Genomic DNA, 16,563 nt, shown 5'->3' with positions numbered 1-16,563 from the left:
TCAGATGTCGGACAGGGCGCCGTCGGGCGTGACGCGGTCGCTCATCTCGATGACGACGTCCGCGGGCAGGCCGGCGCGCGCGGCGGCGGTCCGGATGGCCTCCGGCGACGGCGCCTCGTAGAGGCAGTACGTCTTTCGTTTGTCCGCCGACAAAAACGAATACAGCCAGCGGACGCCCACCTGGTCGTTGATCCGATTGATGCCGTCGGCGATCTCGAAGTTCGGCTCCAGTTCCTCGGCGAATGTTCGCTCGACCATGAATATGGGCACGACGGACTCCTCTTCATTGCCTTGGGGTCGAACCTACGCCGTCCGCTTCCGATGTTTCGCTGGAGAGTAGTGCCTGCAAGGTCTCGCGCAGCTCGCCCAGTCGCTTCCGCCCCAGGACCCGTTCCCACCGTCTCTCCAAATCGATTGCATTGGAACGCATGACGCGCAGCGCTTGCCGGCCGCGCGGGGTCAGCTCGATGATCCGGGCGCGGGCGTCGACGGGATCGGGCACCCGCGTGACGTAGCCATGCCGCTCCAGCGCCGCCACCGCCTGGGCCACCGCCTGCCGACTCACGCCCAGCCGGTCGGCCAGGTCCGACGCGTGCAGGCCCCCGCCCACCAGCGGCACCAGGGCGACGGCCTGTGCCGGGCGGATCCCGTCGAGGCCGGCAGCGGCGAAGGCCGCCCGCAACCGGGGCGCCCCGGACGCGGCCACCAGATTGACCAGCGCCGGGACGGTCGGTTCCCACTCGGCGTCCGCAAGCCGTCTCATGGTCATGAGTGTGCCACCCCGCGCCACTTTGACAAGTTGCTTGTCAAAGTGGGCCGCGGCTGCCACGATGGCCTCATGCGATCTCGCTTCGCTCGTTTACTGGTCGCCTGCCTGCTGCCGATACTGGCCGTCACGGTCGGCGGCTGCCTCGGCGGCAGGTACGCGTCGGGAGCCCCTGGCGCGCAACCGATCCCGGACGGCCAGTCCACCCAGACCATCCAGGTCGGTGGGGTCGGCAGGACGTTTCACCTGTACCGCCCGCGGGGGCTGAGCGATGCGGTGCCACTCGTGGTGATGCTGCACGGCGGCTTCGGCAGCGGCGCGCAGGCCGAGCGTGCCTACCACTGGGACAGCTAGGCGGACACCGGGCGCTTCCTGGTCGCCTATCCCGACGGCCTCAACCGCGCCTGGAACGCCGGCACGTGCTGTGGCCAACCGCAGCGCGACGACGTCGACGACGTCGGGTTCATCACCGCCATGGTCGGCGCCATCGAGCAGGAGATGCCCGTCGATCGCGCGCGTGTCTATGCCACCGGCATGTCCAACGGCGCCATGATGGCGCTCCGGCTGGGATGCCAGACCGACACCTTCGCCGCGATCGCCCCGGTGGCCGGCACGCTGCTGACCGACTGCTCCCACGCGCGGCCCACCTCGGTGCTGCAGATCCACGGCACCGCCGACGACCGCGTCCCCTACAACGGCGGACCCGGGAAAGCGTTCGCGATCAACGGCAATCCGCGCGTGGACGGCCCGTCGGTGGAATCGGTCAACGCCACCTGGCGGTCGATCGACGCGTGCGGTCCGCCGACCTCGAACACCGCCGGCAGCGTGACCACCCAGGCGGCCGGGTGCCCGGAGGGGCGCACCGTGGAGCTGATCTCGGTGGCCGGCGCGGGCCATCAGTGGCCGGGCGGCGAGCCCAGCCCGCTGACGGAGGTCGCGGGGATCCCCGCCCCCTCGACGGCCCTGAACGCCACCGACACGATCTGGGCGTTCTTCACCCAGAACCACCGCTGAGCGACGCGCGCCCGATCAGCGTTCGCTCAGCATCGCGTCGATGAGCCGGTGCAGCACCTCGCCGGTCTCCCGGCGGGCACGTTTCGGGTCGTCGGCGGTGGCGATGGCCATGGCCGCCTCGTCTAAAGCGCCGATCAGGACGTGGGCCAGCGGCCGAACCGGCTGATCGGCCAGCTGGCCCGCCTTGATGGCCTCGGCCAGCAGCTGTTCGGTCATGCCCAGGCTGTAGCGCTGGGCGACGTCGCGGAAGGCGGCCCAGCCCAGCACGCTGGGCGCGTCGAGCAGGATCAGCTGACGCACCTCGGGGTCGCCGGAAACCTCGAGCCAGGCGTCGACCGCGGCGCGGATCGCGTCGGCGGGCGAGCCCGCCCCCGACCGGGCCACGATGCCGGCCATCCGGGCCATCACGTCCTGCTCCACGGCCTCGACGACCGCCCCGAAAAGCGTTGCCTTGTCGGCGAATTGGTGATACATGGCGCCGCGGGTGACACCCGCGGCCGCCGCGATCTCGGGCGTGCCCACCTCGGCGTAGCCCCGCGCGCCCCAAAGCTTGCGCGCGGACGAGATCAGCGCGTCACGCGTCGCCGCGGAGCGCTCTTCCTGGGTCCGTCTCTTGCTTTCCATGCATCCTGTTGGTAACTTACGAACAGACAGCCTGTTTTTAAGTGTATCTCGAAAGTGAGAGCAGCTATGTCGACGATCGACATTAATGCCGGAACCATCCATTACGAAGCAACCGGCCCCGAGGACGGCAGGCCCGTCGTCTTCGTGCACGGATACATGATGGGCGGCCAGCTGTGGCGCAAGGTCAGCCGGCTACTGGCCGATCGTGGCCTGCGCTGCATCGCCCCGACCTGGCCGCTGGGCGCGCACCCACAAGCGCTGCGCCCCGCCGCCGACCGAACCATCGCCGGGGTGGCCGGCATCGTCGCCGACACACTGGCGGCGCTCGACCTCGAGGACGTCGTGCTCGTCGGCAACGACACCGGCGGGGTCGTCACTCAGCTGGTGGCCGTGCACCATCCCGAGCGGCTCGGCGCGCTCGTGCTCACCAGTTGCGATGCCTTCGAACACTTTCCGCCGCCCATCCTCAAGCCGGTGATTTTGGCGGCCAAGTCCAAGGCCGTGTTCCGGACGGTGGCCCAGGCGATGCGGGCACCGGCCGCGCGTAAGCGCGCGTTCGACGGCCTGGCGCACAGCAACATCGACGCGCTCACCGAGGAGTGGGTGCGCCCGGGCCTGTCCGATCCGGCCATCGCCGAAGACCTGCGCCAATTCACGCTGTCGCTGCGCACCGAGGTCACCACCGGCGTCGCCGCCCGGCTGCCCGAATTCGTCAAGCCCACCCTCGTGGCCTGGTCGGCCGACGACGTGTTCTTCCAACTCGGGGATGGCGAACGGTTGGCGGCCGCCATCCCGAACGCGCGCCTCGAGGTCATCCAGGGAGCGCGGACGTTCTCCATGCTGGACCAGCCGGAGCGGCTGGCCGACCTGCTTTCGACGATCGCGGTGCCCGCCTGACGACCCCGAGGGCCAAGGCCAGAGGGCAGCTGCGGGCCGACCAACCGCCGACGGAGGATTTCGTCAAGGCGTTGGTGCACTGCATTTTTCACGGTGCCGGCGCGCGCGCCGCTGAAACCGCGGCGGCCGTGCTCATGCGGCGATGCTGCCGCCGCCGTCCACGCGCAGTATCTGACCGGTGATGTATCCGGCGCGCTCGTCGAGCAGAAAGCAGACGGCGTGCGCGATCTCGGCCGGCGTGGCAACCCGCTGGAGCGGGATGCTGGCCAGCAGCCCGGCCTCGCGCTCGGAGCCCACGGGGCTGCGCTGGCGGTACATCTCGGTTTCGGTGGGCCCCGGGGCCACCGCGTTGACGGTGATCCCGGTCGAGGCCAGTTCCTTGGCCCAGATCCGGGTGCACGCCTCGAGTGCGGCCTTCGCGGCGGCGTACGGCGTGCGCTCGGGTGTGCCCAAGGTGGTCAGGCTCGTCACGTTGACGATGCGCCCCCAGCCCGCGGCGCGCATGCCCGGCAGCGCGGCCTGGGTGACCTGAACCGCGGTGCGCACGTTGAGGTCATAGGTGCTGAAGAGGTCGTTCTCGTCGATCGAACCGATGACCCCGAAGCGGGCGAAACCGGCGTTGTTCACCACCGCGTCGACCCGGCCGGCGTCGATGACGCTCTGCAACGTCGCTGCCGTGGCCGCGCGGTCGGCCAAGTCGACCTGATGAAAGGGCCCGGGGAAGTCGGGCCGAGCGGTCCGGGCGATGCCGATCGGCTCATAGCCTTCGGTGGCAAGCCGGTCGGCGACCGCGCGGCCAATGCCCTTCGATGCACCGGTGATCAACACTCGTCGCGATCCCATCAAAGTCCCTTCCGTGTGGCGATGAAACTGGTAGGCGGGTCTTGCCGCCGCGAGATCCAACATCCGGGTGATCCGCGCAGTTCCGGTTCATCAGCCGTATTTCCCACAAAAAGCGACGCCAGCGAAACGCCGCGGCGACGGGTCGGGCGGCATTCCTCGGTCGCGTTAGGCTCGCGATCATGCAAGACGCGCTGCAAGGCCGACGGATCCTGGTCACCGGCGGGGCCAGCGGTATCGGCGCGGCCGCCGTCGGGGCCCTTGCCGCGGCCGGGGCCGAGGTCGCGGCCACCTACCACCGGACTCCACCGCCGGACGGCCTGGAGGCCGCGTGGCTGCGGTGCGACGTGCGCGACGCGGACGCGGTCTCGGCCATGGTGCGCCAAGCGGTCGAGCACCTGGGCGGCCTGGACGTCCTGGTGCACGCCGCCGGCCTGTGGCAGGCGGGGATACCGGGCCACATCGGCGTCGATGACATCTCGTTTCTGTTGGACACCAACGTCAAGGCGACGATCTTGACCAATCAGGCCGCCTACGCCGTGATGAAGGACCAAGACCCCAAGGGTGGCAAGATCATCAACTTCGGGTCCTCGGAAGCCGTTATGGGCAGCCCGATTTCGGCTGTCTACGCCGCGACCAAGGGCGCGGTGCAGGCGTGGACCCGATCCGCCGCCAAGGCCTGGGGCGCCGACAACGTGACGGTCAACGCCCTGGCCCCGGCGGTGCAGACGGCCGGCGCCGAGCGACTGCGGGAATTTCTCGGTCCGGAGGCCGGCGCCCTGATCGACCAGCAGATGCAGATGATGATCCCGCTGGGCGGGACGCTGGGTGACCCCGCCCGCGACCTCGGACCGATGCTCGTCTTTTTGGCCGGGCCGGGCTCCGGCTTCATCACCGGCCAGCTGTTGGCGGTCGACGGCGGCCTGATGATGGTCGGCGGATGACCGGCGACACGATCCAGGCGCTGCTGCGAAAGCGCTTGTCCGACCCCGCGGTTGCCGTGGTGCACGAGGACCTGCGCTGGACCTGGCGCGAGTACCTGGCGAAGTCGACGGCGCGGGCCGCCGCTTTGCTTGCGGCCGCCGACACAGACCGGCCGATGCACGTCGGCGCCCTGCTCGGCAACACCCCCGAGATGCTGGCCCAGATGGCGGCGGCGGGCCTCGGCGGCTACGTGTTGTGCGGGCTGAACACCACCCGGCGCGGTGCGGCGCTGGCCGCCGACGTGCGGCGAGCGGATTGCCAGTTCGTCGTGACCGACGCCGAACATCGGGGGCTTCTCGAGGGTTTGGACCTCGGGCAAGCGCGGATCCTGGACACCTCCGCACCGGAATGGTCCGGGTTCGTCGCGGGCGCCGGCGACCTGGCCCCCCATCGCGGGGTCACCGCGACCGACGCGTTCATGATGATCTTCACCTCGGGAACCAGCGGAAACCCCAAGGCGGTGCAGGTGTCCCACCTGATGGCCACCATCGCCGGGGTCAGCCTGGTCGGGCGCTTCGGGCTCACCGAGCGCGACGTCTGCTACGTGTCGATGCCGCTGTTCCACTCCAACGCCGTGGTCGCCGGTTGGGCGCCGGCGGTGGCCTCCGGTGCCGCGATCGTGCCGGCGAAATTCTCGGCGAGCAACTTCCTCGCCGACATCCGCCGTTACGGCGCCACCTACATGAACTACGTCGGCAAGCCGCTGGCCTACATACTCGGCACCCCCGAACGAGACGACGACGCGGACAACCCGCTGCGGGTGGCCTTCGGTAATGAGGCCAACGACAAGGACATTGAGGAGTTCGCGCGCCGTTTCGGCGTTCAGGTCGAGGACGGGTTCGGCTCGACCGAGAACGCCGTCATCGTGATCAGGGAACCCGGAACCCCGAAGGGCTCGATCGGGCGGGGCGCCGAGGGTGTCGCGGTGTACGACAGCGAGACCGTCACCGAGTGCGCCGTCGCGCGCTTCGACGCCAACGGGGCGCTGCTCAACGCCGACGAGGCCGTGGGCGAATTGGTCAACACGGCCGGATCGGGCTTCTTCACCGGCTACTACAACGATCCCGAAGCGAACGCCGAGCGCATGCGGCACGGCATGTACTGGTCGGGCGACCTCGCCTACCGCGACGCCGACGGGTGGATCTACCTGGCCGGCCGCACCGCCGACTGGATGCGGGTGGACGGCGAGAACCTGGCGGCGGCGCCGATCGAGCGAATCCTGTTGCGCCACGGCGCGATCAACCGCGCGGCGGTCTATGCCGTCCCCGACGAGCGGGTCGGTGATCAGGTGATGGCCGCGATCGTCCTCAACGACGGCGGCACGCTCGATGCCGATGAATTCGAAGCGTTCCTCGACGCGCAGCCCGACCTGTCACCCAAGGCCCGCCCGCGCTACGTCCGCATCGCCGCCGACCTGCCCACCACGGCGACCCACAAGGTGCTCAAGCGCCAGCTGATCGCCGAGGGCACGGCGGTGGGCCCGAGCGAAATCCTTTGGGAGCGCGCGGAACGCGGCACCGCATACCGGATCGCTAGCCCGGGCCTCGCGGTGCCCGGCGCCGAATCTGCCCCTTCGCCCGCCGCACCCGCGTGACGGGATCCCTCGCTGTGCCTTTGGCGATCTCGTCGCGCAGCTGGGCGATGTTGGAGATTTCCGCATACAGTCCGCGGATGGCGTAGTCGAGGACGGCGAGCGGAAAACGCTGGCCCGGGTCGTCGACGATGCCGAGGTCCCGGGACCGCTGCCGCGACCACAGCGCCTCGTCGAGCCGCGCCCGGGTCGCCTCGAGATGCCGGTCCAGCGTGTCGATGACCCGCTCGGGATCCTCGCCGCGGGACAGCCAGGTCTTGAGGATGACCGGATGCTTGATGACGACCCGGTCCTGACCGGGAAAGTGTTGGACCCACCGGCGCAGCGCGTCGATCCCGGAATCCGTTGTCTCGTATAGGGTGATGGCGCGCTTGCCCGATTGCGCCGCGGTCTGGCTGACCATCCCCCGCGCCAGCAGCCGGTTCAGTTCGCGCCGCACGTGACTCACCGAGGGCGACCAGTAGAAGTGGCCGACCGACAGCTCGGCGCGCATCTTGATCTCGCCGGCGGTGAGCCGTTCGTCGGTGGCCGCCAGCACGCCCAGGACGAGGTAGGCGGTGATCGGCAGGGCGTTGCCGGTGCGGGCGGAACTCATGGGATGGCTACTTCGACGCGGTGAAATACGGCAGGGCCAGATCGCCGTCGACGGCGTGGAATTGCACGCGCACGCGCATTCCGATCGCCAGCTCCTCCGGGGCCACGCCGACGATGTTGGTCAGCATCTGGTGGCCCTCGTCCAGGGTGACGATCGCCGGCGCGTAGGGGGGCGAGAACCCGGCCGTCACCGGCCGGTGCACCACGGTCCAGCTGTAGACCTCGCCCACACCGCCGCTGCGCGTCCACCGCAAGTCGGCCGAGAGGCATTGGCGGCAGTGCTCCGTCGGCGGAAAGTTGGCCGAGCCGCACGTCTCGCAGCGTTGGTACCGCAGTTCGCCGGATCGGCAGCCCTGCCAGAACGGGAGGCTGAGCGCCGTGCTGGCGTGGGGCACGGGACCGCTCTGGGGCCGCAACGGCGAACTCATCGTGGCTGGTCCCCGAGGATCAGCACCGTGGTGAACAGCGCGCCCGCCCCGCCGTTGCTGCACAGCGCCACATGCGCGTCGGGCACCTGCAAATCACCGGCCTGGCCGCGCAACTGCTGGACGGCTCGAATCGCTCGCTGCATCATCTGCGGGTTGGACCCCGCGTGGCTGAACGACATCGTGCCTCCGTCGGTGGTGATCGGGTGGCTGCCCCCGATGGCGATGTGGCCGTCGGCGACGAAGGGTCCGCCCTCGCCGTCGCCGCAAAACCCGAAAGCCTCTAGTTGGCGGATGATTTCGAAGGAGAACGGATCGTAGAGCTCCAGCACGTCCACGTCGTCTCGGCGCAGCCCGGCGTGGGCGAACGCCCGATCGGCGGCCCGGCGGCCGACCACCCCGTTCACGTGATCGCCGCGGCGACCGGCGAGGTCCCACCCCGGGGGGTGCTGGTAGGACGGGCCGTGAAAGTCCGCGCCGCCGCCCAACACGTAGACCGGCCGGCTCGCGACGTCCACCTTGTCGAGGTTGGCCACGACCAGGGCGCAGCCGCCCTCGGAGGTGGTGGCGCAGTCGAGCAGATGAAACGGGTCGGCGATGGGCCGGGACGCGGTGATGTCGTCGGGTGTGAACGGCCCGCGTTGGTAGTAAACGGCTTCCGGATTGCGCGAACCGTTGTTGCGGATGGTCGCGGCGACGACGGAAAGCTGTTCGCGCGTCGTTCCGTAGACGTGCATGTGTCGCCGGGCGATCAGCGCGAACTCGGCGGCGGTGAACATTCCCCAGGGCGCGACGAATTCGTTCTCGGGTCTGGTCCACGGCGCGGTGGCCTCGTGATCGCGGTATTCGCCCGCTTGGGCTGCGACCAGCACGACGACGTCGGCCATGCCGTGCTCGATCGCGGCGGCGGCCTCGGTGATCATGCCCAGCCCGAAGGCCACGCCCTGCCAGGCGGGGCCGAGGCGCAGGTCGTAGATCAGCGCGGTGGACATCGGGGCGGCGCTGATCCCGTCGACGTCGTCGAGGGTCAGGCCGGCGTCGTCGAGGGCGCCCCGAATGGCGTTGAGCGCCAGGCTTTGTGAGGTTTCGCCGTCGAGACGGCGCGCCTGCCGGGTGTTGTGCACGCCGACGATGGCCGCGGTGGGCGTCCGGCGACTGGTTCGCGGGCTAGTTTTCGGGCTAGTTTCCGGGCTAGTTTCCGGGCTAGTTTTCATAGGCCACCACCCCGAGATAGGTGCCCACGACGTCTAATTCGCGCCCGTCGCGTTCGACGGTTCCGATCCTGGTGGCCCGCGGGTCGGCGCGCGGAGCGCCCGCCTCGACGACGTCGATGCGCACGTCGATCGGCCGCGCCGTCTGGGGATCGGTGATCTCGACGAGCATCGCCACCGCGCGTTCCGCCTCGTCCCACTCGACGCCGGTGATGCGGTGGCGGGCCGTCAGCTCCATCACCACGGAATCTTGTCGCACCAGAAAGCGGACCGGCGCGCACAGCTCGCCGGCGCGGGGTGGCACGCACAGCGTGACCGCCATGTCACAGCCCCGCCGGCCGCGCGCCGGTGACGCCCGCGGCGCGCAACCGGGCCAGGTCGTCGTGGCCGCGTCCCAGAAGGCCGGTCAGCACCTCGCCGGTGTGCTGGCCGTACAGCGGCGGCACCCGGTGAATCCAGCGCCGCGGCCTGCCGGCGAACGCGAAGGGCATCCCGGTGCACAAGAACGAGCCGGCGACGGGATGGTCGACCCGTTCCCAGAACCCGCGCGCCACCAGTTGCGGGTCGGTCAGCAGCGCCGCCGGCGCGGTGACGCGCGCCGCCGCCACCCCGCTCGAGCGCAAGGCGTCCACCGCCGCGGCCACCGGGCGTCGCGCGGCCCAGTCCGCGATGAGCTTGTCGATCTCGTCGGCCCTTTCGCGCCACGCCGACTCGTCCGGGCCGCAGGCGGGGGCGCCGAGCAGCCCGCCCAGCGCGGCGCGGGCGGCGTCGTCCATCGCGGCCAGCGCCACCCATTCGTCGTCGCCCTGACACGCGTAGACGCCCTGGGGACTGGCGCCGGGGCCGCGGTTTCCGTTGCGGCGCAGCTCGATTCCGTTGCGCGAGTACTCCACCACCATCTCGGCGGCCACGTTGAGCGCCGACTCGACCATGGTCGACTCGACGTGCATGCCGGTCCCGGTGCGGTCGCGGATCGCCAGCGCCGCGATCGCGGCGAACGCGGCATGCAGGCCGGCGATCGGGTCGCACACGCCCCTCGGGATCACCGGTGGCCCATCGGCATGGCCGGTCATCCACGCCATTCCCGTCGCCTGCTCCATAGTCTGCGCGAAGCCGACGCGGTCGCGCCAGGGGCCGTCGAGCCCGAACGCCGGCATCCGCACCATGATGGCGCGCGGGTTGGCCGCGGTCACGGCGTCCCAGGTCAGCCCGAAGTTGCCCATCACCCGCGGTGAGAAGTTCTCGATGACCAGATCGCTTGCGGCGATGAGCTCTAACGCGACGTCCCGCCCCGCGTTCGTGCTCAGTTCGACGCTGATGCCGCGCTTGTTGTTGTTGCTGCACAAGAACACCGGTCCCCACTCCCACCACTGATCCCAGTCCGGTGGGCGGCCCGCGGAGAACCTCATGCCGTCGGGGCGGCGCACGCCCTCGACCTTGATGACGTCGGCCCCCAGGGCGCCGAGGAATTGAGTGGCGACCGGGCCGGCCCAAAACGCGGTGAGGTCGGTTATCCGTATGTCGGACAGGGGAAGTCCGTCGGCGGCCGACTCGGCGGCGGACCGCGGCCGGGCCGGCCAGTGGACGCACCCGTTGTCCGCGCCGAGCGCTGGCGGCCGGCCGGGTGGGCGGGTCGCGATGGCGTCGCTGCGATACGGCACCCGCGGCTGCAGCACCCCCGGCTCCGATTCGACGAACACGCCGCGCTGCACGAAGTGGTCGACCTTCGGCAGCGTTGCCGGGGCGCCGATGGGGGCGACCGGGATGCGGAACGCCACCGCGAGGTCGACGATCTCGCCCGTGGTGCGCGATCGGGTCCATTGCGTGACCATGCCGAGGAACTCGTCGCGGCGCGCGACGCGGCCGGTGAACGACGCCAGCTCGGCGTCGTCGACCAAATCGGCGCGATCGATCATCACCAGGAAGTCGGAGAACTGCTGCGCGGTGATGGTGCAGAAGCCGACCATGCCGTCGGCGGTGGGAACGATCGACGGCAGCTCCAGGCTGCGTTGGTACAGAAGGGAATCCGCGCCCAGCACGCTGGCCGACATGGTCGACAGGCCACCCATCGCGATGACCATCGCCTCGAACGTCGAGACGTCGACGACCTCGCCGCGGCCGGTCCGGAAGGCGTGCCGAGCGGTCGCGGCGGCGACCGCCGCGGCGACGGTGCCCGCCAGCCATTCGCCGAGCCGCCCACCCGCCTGGACGGGCTCGTCGTCGGGCCATCCCCGCCCCGCGATCGACCCGCACAACGCCTGCAGGATGAACTCGTTGGCGACCACCTTCTCGTCGACGTATGGACCGGTGGTCCCGAACGGCGTCACCGCGACGACCACCGCCGAGGAGGCGGTGTGGCTCGTGATGCCGTCGAGGCTCCAGCCGTCGGTCAGGTCGGTGACGACGATGTCCGCGCCGGCCAGCAGCGCCGCGGTCTGCGCGGGGTCGTTCACCGACCTCTTGCCCGCCGCCAGGTAGCCGAACAGCGCACCGGCCGGTCCGCCGGCCGACCAGCGCCGCATCGAATCACCCTGCGCGGATTCGGCTTTCACGACGTCGGCGCCGGCGTCGACGAACATCTTGCCGCAGTAGGACGCCGCGATCCCGTTCGACAGCTCCAGCACCCGCCAGTCCGCGAACGGCGCCCGGGCGACCACGCTCAGTTGCCCAGGGTGGTCGCACGTCCGGCGATGCCGGCAACCTCGGCCGTCACCTGCGCCTGCTGCGCGAACTGCGTCATCCGCGTCCAGGCGTCGCGGTCACGCTGGCCGGCCCGGCGGCCGACATGGGTGACGACGTCGACGTCGGTGGCTTGGGAGCGCAGGTACCCGGCGCGCGCGTGCTCCTTGGGGATGTACCGGAACGGGTCGAACGAGTATGCCGCCATGGCGTTTTCGTAGGTGATCTTGTCGATGACCGAGTCGTCGAGATGCCCCATGGTCTCGATGACGTCCTCGGGGGCGAACGGCCAATTGCTGTCCGAGTGGGGGAAGTCGGATTCCCAGCACAGCATGTCCTCGTTGAACCAGTCCATGTTTTTCACGCCGACCTTGTCGCTGATGAAGCAGGTGTAGAAGTGGCGCCGGAACACGTCGCTGGGGCCGCTGTAGCCGGGCGGGAACTTCGCCAAAGTCCAGCCCGAGTGCCGGTTGTAGACGTGCTCGGCGCGCCACAGGAAGTACGGAATCCAGCCGACGTCGCCCTCGGTGAGCGAGAACTTGAGTTGGGGGAAATCCGCCCAGAACTCGGCCCAGATCAGCTCGGTGAACGTGAACATGCTCATCATCGACGACGCCGTCATCTGCACGCTGGGCGGCGCGTCGGTGGACACCTGGGGGGACCGCGACGCCGAGCCGACGTGGGTGCACAGCACCGTGTTGTTCTCGCAGACCGCCTCGAACAGCGGATACCAATACCTGGTGTGGATGCTGGGCATCTGCAAGGCTTCCGGGTTCTCGGAGAACGTCACCGCGTGGCAGCCCTTGCCGGCCAGCCGTTTGACTTCCTTGGCCGCCTCGGCCACGTCGAAGAGCGGCAGGATGCCGCACGGGATGAAGCGGCCCGGGTAGGCCGCGCACCATTCGTCGACGTGCCAGTCGTTGTAGGCCTTGATCATGACGAGGTTGACGTCGCGGTCGAGACCCTGGTTGAGCACCTGACCCGAGAAGCCGGTGAAGTTCGGGAAGTTCAGACCCGCCAGCTGCCCACCCGCGTTCATGTCGCGGATCCGCTCGTCGACGTTGAAGCAGCCCGGCCGCATCTCGTCGTACCGTGAGGCGTCGATGTTGTACATCTCGCGGGGCTTTCCCGCCACGGCGTTGAGCCCCATGTTGCGCCCGCGGACCTCGCCGTAGTACCACTGCTGGACCCCGTCGGGCTCGATCACCACCCGGGGCGCGAGGTGCTTGTACTTGGCGGGGACGTGCGCGTCGAACATGTCGGCGGGCTCGGCGATGTGGTCGTCCACGCTGATCAGGATCAGCTCGTCCTTGTTCATGCCGCACTTCCCTCGGTTCGAGGACTAGTAGACAATGGTCTACGTCACAGTGTCAACGCCGGCGTGCCGGCGTTCGGGGCGGTTCGTACCGCGGCGGAAGCCGATTTCGCAGCCGGCTTCGGGTAGTCGTGCGTAGATCCCGAAACGAGAACGAAGCCGACCGAGGCCCAGCATCGGCCCCGCATTTACTGACTATTAGTCCATTTGTCCCGTGCCCCGACGGGCGCGGCGCGCAGGGGCCGCGATTCTCGTTCAATCCCCGCTTATCGTCGCTTCTCGACGACAACGCGAGAACGCACCGACGACGCCTTACTTTCGGGGCAGCCCGAGGATCATCTGGGCGATGATGTTGAGCTGGATCTCCCTGGTGCCGCCACCGAGGAGCTCGGCGGGCAGGTGCAGGTACGGCTCCACGATCGGCGGATCGGTGTCGGCGACCATCGCCGCCCGCCCGGTGAGCTCGAGCGTGGCCTTGAACGTGCGGCGCAGCAGCACGTTCATCGCCACCTTGGCTATGCTGGACGCCGGCCCGGACGCTTGGCCGTCGAGCAACCGGATGGTCTCCCGCACGCCGAGGGCCTTGATGGCGTTGGCGTAGGCGTCGAGCTCGCCGAGCGCGCGCTGCGCGTCGTCACGTTCCGGCCCCGGCTCCCTCGCGAGTGCGCGCAGCGCGACCGCCCGGTCGAATTTGACGTATCCGCTGATGGCCGAACGCTCTTCGGCCATGGTCGCGATGGCGAGGTTCCAGCCGTCGGTCGGGGCGCCCAGCAGCATGTGGTCGGGGACGAAGACGTCGTGGAGGAAGACCTCGTTGAAGTGCGCCGCACCGGTCGCGGTCTTGATCGGCTGGACCTCGATGCCGGGCGATCGCATGTCGATGATGAAGTAGCCGATGCCGCGATGCTTGCTGGCGCTGGGGTCGGTGCGCGCCAGCAGCGCGCCATAGTCGGCGCGGTGGGCGGCCGACGTCCAGATCTTGTGGCCGTTAATCGTCCAGCCGCCGTCGACCTTGGTCGCGCGGGTGGTCAACGCCGCGAGGTCGGATCCCGCGCCCGGCTCGCTGAACAGCTGGCACCACGCCAGCTCGCCGCGCTGCGTCGGCGGAATCAGGCGCTCCTGCAATTCCTTTGGCGCGGCGCGGAGCACCGAAGGCAGGATCCACTCCGCGATGCCCAAGGACGGCCGGACCAGGGCGGGCCGCTTGCCAAATTCCTCGTCGATGATCAGCTGTCGCAGGGGACCCGCATCGATGCCCCACGGCGAGGGCCAATGCGGCGCAATCAACCCGGCGGCGGCGATCGCGGTGCGCTGCGGTCCGGTGGCGAACTCTTCGTAGTCGCCCTGCCGGCCCGGTTGGTCGTTGCGGAGCGTCAGCGCCGAATCCAGCGTCTCGGCAACCCACGCGCGAAATCCCGATTCGGCGTCGCCGAGGTCGACGGACATGTCGCGTTGCCGGGTGCAGCTCAGTTGGCCCAGGCGTCGCGCCCATCGGCTTGCCGGGCCGACGGACGCGGCCAGGCTGGTCGCCCGCCTCCAGTACAGGTGCACGTCGTGTTCCCAGGTGAAGCCGATGGCGCCGAACATGGTGAGCGCGTCGAGCACCAGCTCGGGCGCCGGCGAGATCGCCATCACCGCCGCCCCGGCGGCGGCGAGCCGGTGCTGGTCGAGGGTTTCATCGGCGGCGCGCACCGCGTCCCAGGCGGCCGCGGCGGCCAACTCGCTGTTGACCAAAAGCATTGCGGCGCTGTGCTGTAACGCCTGGAAGGTGCCGATCACCTTGCCGAACTGTTCGCGGATCCGCAGGTGCTCGGTGACCGCCTCGACGCACCACTGCACGATGCCGGCCGTCGTGCTGGCCACCAGCGCGACGGCGACGCAGGCGGCGCGCTCCGCGTCGATGCCGACGAGCACTTCGGACTCGGTGGCGCGGTATTCGTCGAGTCGCAGGGTCCCGACGTCGGTCACCAGATCGGTTCCGAATACGGATTCCACTGTGGCCGTGGGCCGCCCGGTTTCGACGAGCACCCACACCAAGTCATCGCCCGGGGTGCGGGCCGGGGCCAGGATCACCCGGGCCGAACGCGCGCCGGCGGTGACGTCGGAGGCGCCGCTGACCACCCAGCGCTGCCCATCGGCGCGCGCGTGGAAGTCGCCGCCGTCGGGAAGCACGACCGCGGCCGGCGCGCCGGCTGCGAGATCGCGCACCAGTGATTCGACCGCCGGCGTCGGATCCGCCAGCAGGGCAACGGCTCCCGCCGTCACCGTCGGAAGCAACGGTCCGGGCAGCAGCGCCTTGCCCGCGGACTCCAGCACGCACGCCGCGTCCAGCAGGCGCCCGCCCTGGCCGCCGAGGTGTTCCGGCAGGTGCACGGCATGAAACCCGTTGGTCACCAGCGCATCCCACCACTGGGGGAGCCGGCCGTTGGCTAGCGCGTCGAAACTGTCGCGGGTCGCGGCGATCGGCGCGTGCCGGCCCGCGAACTTGGCTACGGCGTCACTGAGGTCCCGCTGCTCTGCGGTCAGGCCCAGCGGCATGACGGCCTCCCGGCGCGGTCGCGCCGCCTCAGCCGGCGACGGAGGCGTCGTAGATGGACTGGATCGCCTTGTCCAGCGTGGCGTTGAACTGCTCGTCGGACTGGTCGACCGTGAGTCCCTCGGTGAGCGCGCGGCTGAAGCTGGCGATCAACCCGGTGTTTTTGGCCAGCAGCTCGTTGGCCTCCTCGCGGGAGTAGCCGCCCGAGAGGGCGACCACCCGCATCACCTTCGGGTGCTCGATGAGGGGACGGTAGAAGTTCACCTCGGTGGGCAGGCTCAGCTTGAGCATGACCCGCTGACCGTCGGGCACGTTTTCGAGCTGTTGGGTGATCTCGTCGCGCAGAATGTTCTCGGCCGCCGCCTTGTCCGAGATCGAGATGGTGACCTCGGGTTCGATGATGGGCACCAGGCCGTGGGAGAGCACCTGATGGGCCAGCTCGAACTGCTGGGCCACCACCGCGGCGATGCCCTTGCGGTTGGCCCCACCGATCACCGAGCGCTCCTTGGTGCCGAACACGCCCTTGCTCACGGCCCGCTTTAGCAGCTCGTCCAGGCCCGGTATCGGCTTCATCAGCTGCACGTCGTCGGACGACTCCGCCAGTCCCTTGTCGATCTTGAGGATGGGCACCACGCCCTTGGTTTCCCACAGGTAGCTGGTCGACGGCACGCCCGCGATCTCCCGGTCCATCGTCTGCTCGAACAGGATCGCGGCCAGCACCCGGTCGCCGGTGAACGCCGGCGAGGTGATGATGCGCGACCGCATCTGGTGGATGAGGTCGAACATCTCCTCCTCCGAGGAGTAGGCGCCGTCCTCGATGCCGTACAAGCGCAGTGCCTTCGGCGTCGAGCCGCCGCTCTGGTCGAGCGCTGCGATGAACCCCTTGCCCGACGTCATCCGGTCGGCTTGCTGCTGGTTCGGCATGGAACTTCCCCACTCCCTCGTGGCACTGTCGGTGACGGTGCACCGTCAAGCTCGAATCGTGCCGATCATATTCGTCCGATCGCGGCAGCAAACAGGTGCCCGGTCACTCGACGCCAACCTCCGGCCGTCCGACCGCGTCGCTGATCCCCGTGGCGCCCAGGCG

At 69.6% G+C, this 16,563-nt stretch carries 15 protein-coding genes and 1 pseudogene; 4 read left to right on the top strand and 12 right to left on the bottom strand.

The annotated features are described in order from the left end of the window. Positions 1-270 carry a DUF4242 domain-containing protein gene (locus AWC19_RS23585; RefSeq protein WP_085080509.1) on the bottom strand — a complete coding sequence of 90 codons (270 nt, stop codon included), beginning with the start codon at positions 268-270 and terminating at the stop codon, positions 1-3. A 13-nt stretch (positions 271-283) separates the two neighbouring features. Continuing rightward, a complete protein-coding gene (locus AWC19_RS23580) occupies positions 284-763 on the bottom strand; it encodes a MarR family winged helix-turn-helix transcriptional regulator (protein ID WP_085080672.1) in 480 nt (159 codons plus the stop codon). A 75-nt stretch (positions 764-838) separates the two neighbouring features. Between AWC19_RS23580 and AWC19_RS23575 the strand changes: the two are divergent. Next, positions 839-1,780: pseudogene (locus tag AWC19_RS23575) on the top strand (CE1 family esterase). Positions 1,781-1,795: 15 nt separating this feature from the next. Here AWC19_RS23575 and AWC19_RS23570 read toward each other — a convergent pair. Then, positions 1,796-2,404, bottom strand: coding sequence for a TetR/AcrR family transcriptional regulator (locus tag AWC19_RS23570; protein WP_085080508.1), 609 nt, complete (start codon positions 2,402-2,404; stop codon positions 1,796-1,798). Positions 2,405-2,470: 66 nt separating this feature from the next. Between AWC19_RS23570 and AWC19_RS23565 the strand changes: the two genes are divergently transcribed. Next, entirely contained in the window at positions 2,471-3,301 is an 831-nt protein-coding gene (locus AWC19_RS23565) for an alpha/beta fold hydrolase (protein WP_085080507.1), read from the top strand. A 132-nt stretch (positions 3,302-3,433) separates the two neighbouring features. Here the strand turns inward: AWC19_RS23565 and AWC19_RS23560 are convergent, their stop codons facing one another. Continuing rightward, a complete protein-coding gene (locus tag AWC19_RS23560) occupies positions 3,434-4,144 on the bottom strand; it encodes an SDR family oxidoreductase (RefSeq protein ID WP_085080506.1) in 711 nt (236 codons plus the stop codon). A 179-nt stretch (positions 4,145-4,323) separates the two neighbouring features. Here AWC19_RS23560 and AWC19_RS23555 point away from each other — a divergent pair, with 179 nt between their 5' ends. Together AWC19_RS23555 and fadD1 are read left to right on the top strand one after the other, a co-directional pair. Then, positions 4,324-5,085 carry an SDR family NAD(P)-dependent oxidoreductase gene (locus AWC19_RS23555; protein ID WP_085080505.1) on the top strand — a complete coding sequence of 254 codons (762 nt, stop codon included), beginning with the start codon at positions 4,324-4,326 and terminating at the stop codon, positions 5,083-5,085. After that, positions 5,082-6,719 (top strand): fatty-acid--CoA ligase FadD1, encoded by a 1,638-nt coding sequence (gene fadD1, locus AWC19_RS23550; protein ID WP_085080504.1) that lies wholly within the window; start codon positions 5,082-5,084, stop codon positions 6,717-6,719. Before AWC19_RS23555 ends, fadD1 begins: the two co-directional genes overlap by 4 nt. Here the strand turns inward: fadD1 and AWC19_RS23545 are convergent. The 8 genes from AWC19_RS23545 to AWC19_RS23510 form a co-directional block, all read right to left on the bottom strand. Next, positions 6,658-7,311 carry a MarR family transcriptional regulator gene (locus AWC19_RS23545; protein ID WP_085080503.1) on the bottom strand — a complete coding sequence of 218 codons (654 nt, stop codon included), beginning with the start codon at positions 7,309-7,311 and terminating at the stop codon, positions 6,658-6,660. The two genes, fadD1 and AWC19_RS23545, sit on opposite strands and share 62 nt — an antisense overlap. A 7-nt stretch (positions 7,312-7,318) precedes the next feature. Continuing rightward, positions 7,319-7,738, bottom strand: coding sequence for a Zn-ribbon domain-containing OB-fold protein (locus tag AWC19_RS23540; RefSeq protein ID WP_085080502.1), 420 nt, complete (start codon positions 7,736-7,738; stop codon positions 7,319-7,321). Continuing rightward, positions 7,735-8,859: a thiolase family protein gene (locus AWC19_RS23535; RefSeq protein WP_085080501.1), complete on the bottom strand. Its 1,125-nt coding sequence runs from the start codon at positions 8,857-8,859 to the stop codon at positions 7,735-7,737. Before AWC19_RS23535 ends, AWC19_RS23540 begins: the two co-directional genes overlap by 4 nt. Before the next feature lie 79 nt (positions 8,860-8,938). Further along, positions 8,939-9,268 (bottom strand): hypothetical protein, encoded by a 330-nt coding sequence (locus AWC19_RS23530; RefSeq protein WP_085080500.1) that lies wholly within the window; start codon positions 9,266-9,268, stop codon positions 8,939-8,941. 1 nt (position 9,269) lies between these two features. Next, entirely contained in the window at positions 9,270-11,603 is a 2,334-nt protein-coding gene (locus tag AWC19_RS23525; protein WP_085080499.1) for a CaiB/BaiF CoA-transferase family protein, read from the bottom strand. A 2-nt stretch (positions 11,604-11,605) separates the two neighbouring features. After that, entirely contained in the window at positions 11,606-12,943 is a 1,338-nt protein-coding gene (locus AWC19_RS23520; protein WP_085080498.1) for an amidohydrolase family protein, read from the bottom strand. A 309-nt stretch (positions 12,944-13,252) separates the two neighbouring features. Continuing rightward, positions 13,253-15,478: an acyl-CoA dehydrogenase family protein gene (locus tag AWC19_RS23515; RefSeq protein WP_085080497.1), complete on the bottom strand. Its 2,226-nt coding sequence runs from the start codon at positions 15,476-15,478 to the stop codon at positions 13,253-13,255. Between the two features lie 28 nt (positions 15,479-15,506). Beyond that, positions 15,507-16,400: a fructose bisphosphate aldolase gene (locus tag AWC19_RS23510; protein WP_085080496.1), complete on the bottom strand. Its 894-nt coding sequence runs from the start codon at positions 16,398-16,400 to the stop codon at positions 15,507-15,509. Between the last annotated feature and the right edge of the window lie 163 nt (positions 16,401-16,563).

The organism is Mycobacterium palustre (genome assembly GCF_002101785.1).
GTDB lineage: Bacteria > Actinomycetota > Actinomycetes > Mycobacteriales > Mycobacteriaceae > Mycobacterium > Mycobacterium palustre.
Note: the sequence above shows the minus strand (reverse complement) of the source record. Positions and strands in the feature narration are given on the sequence as shown.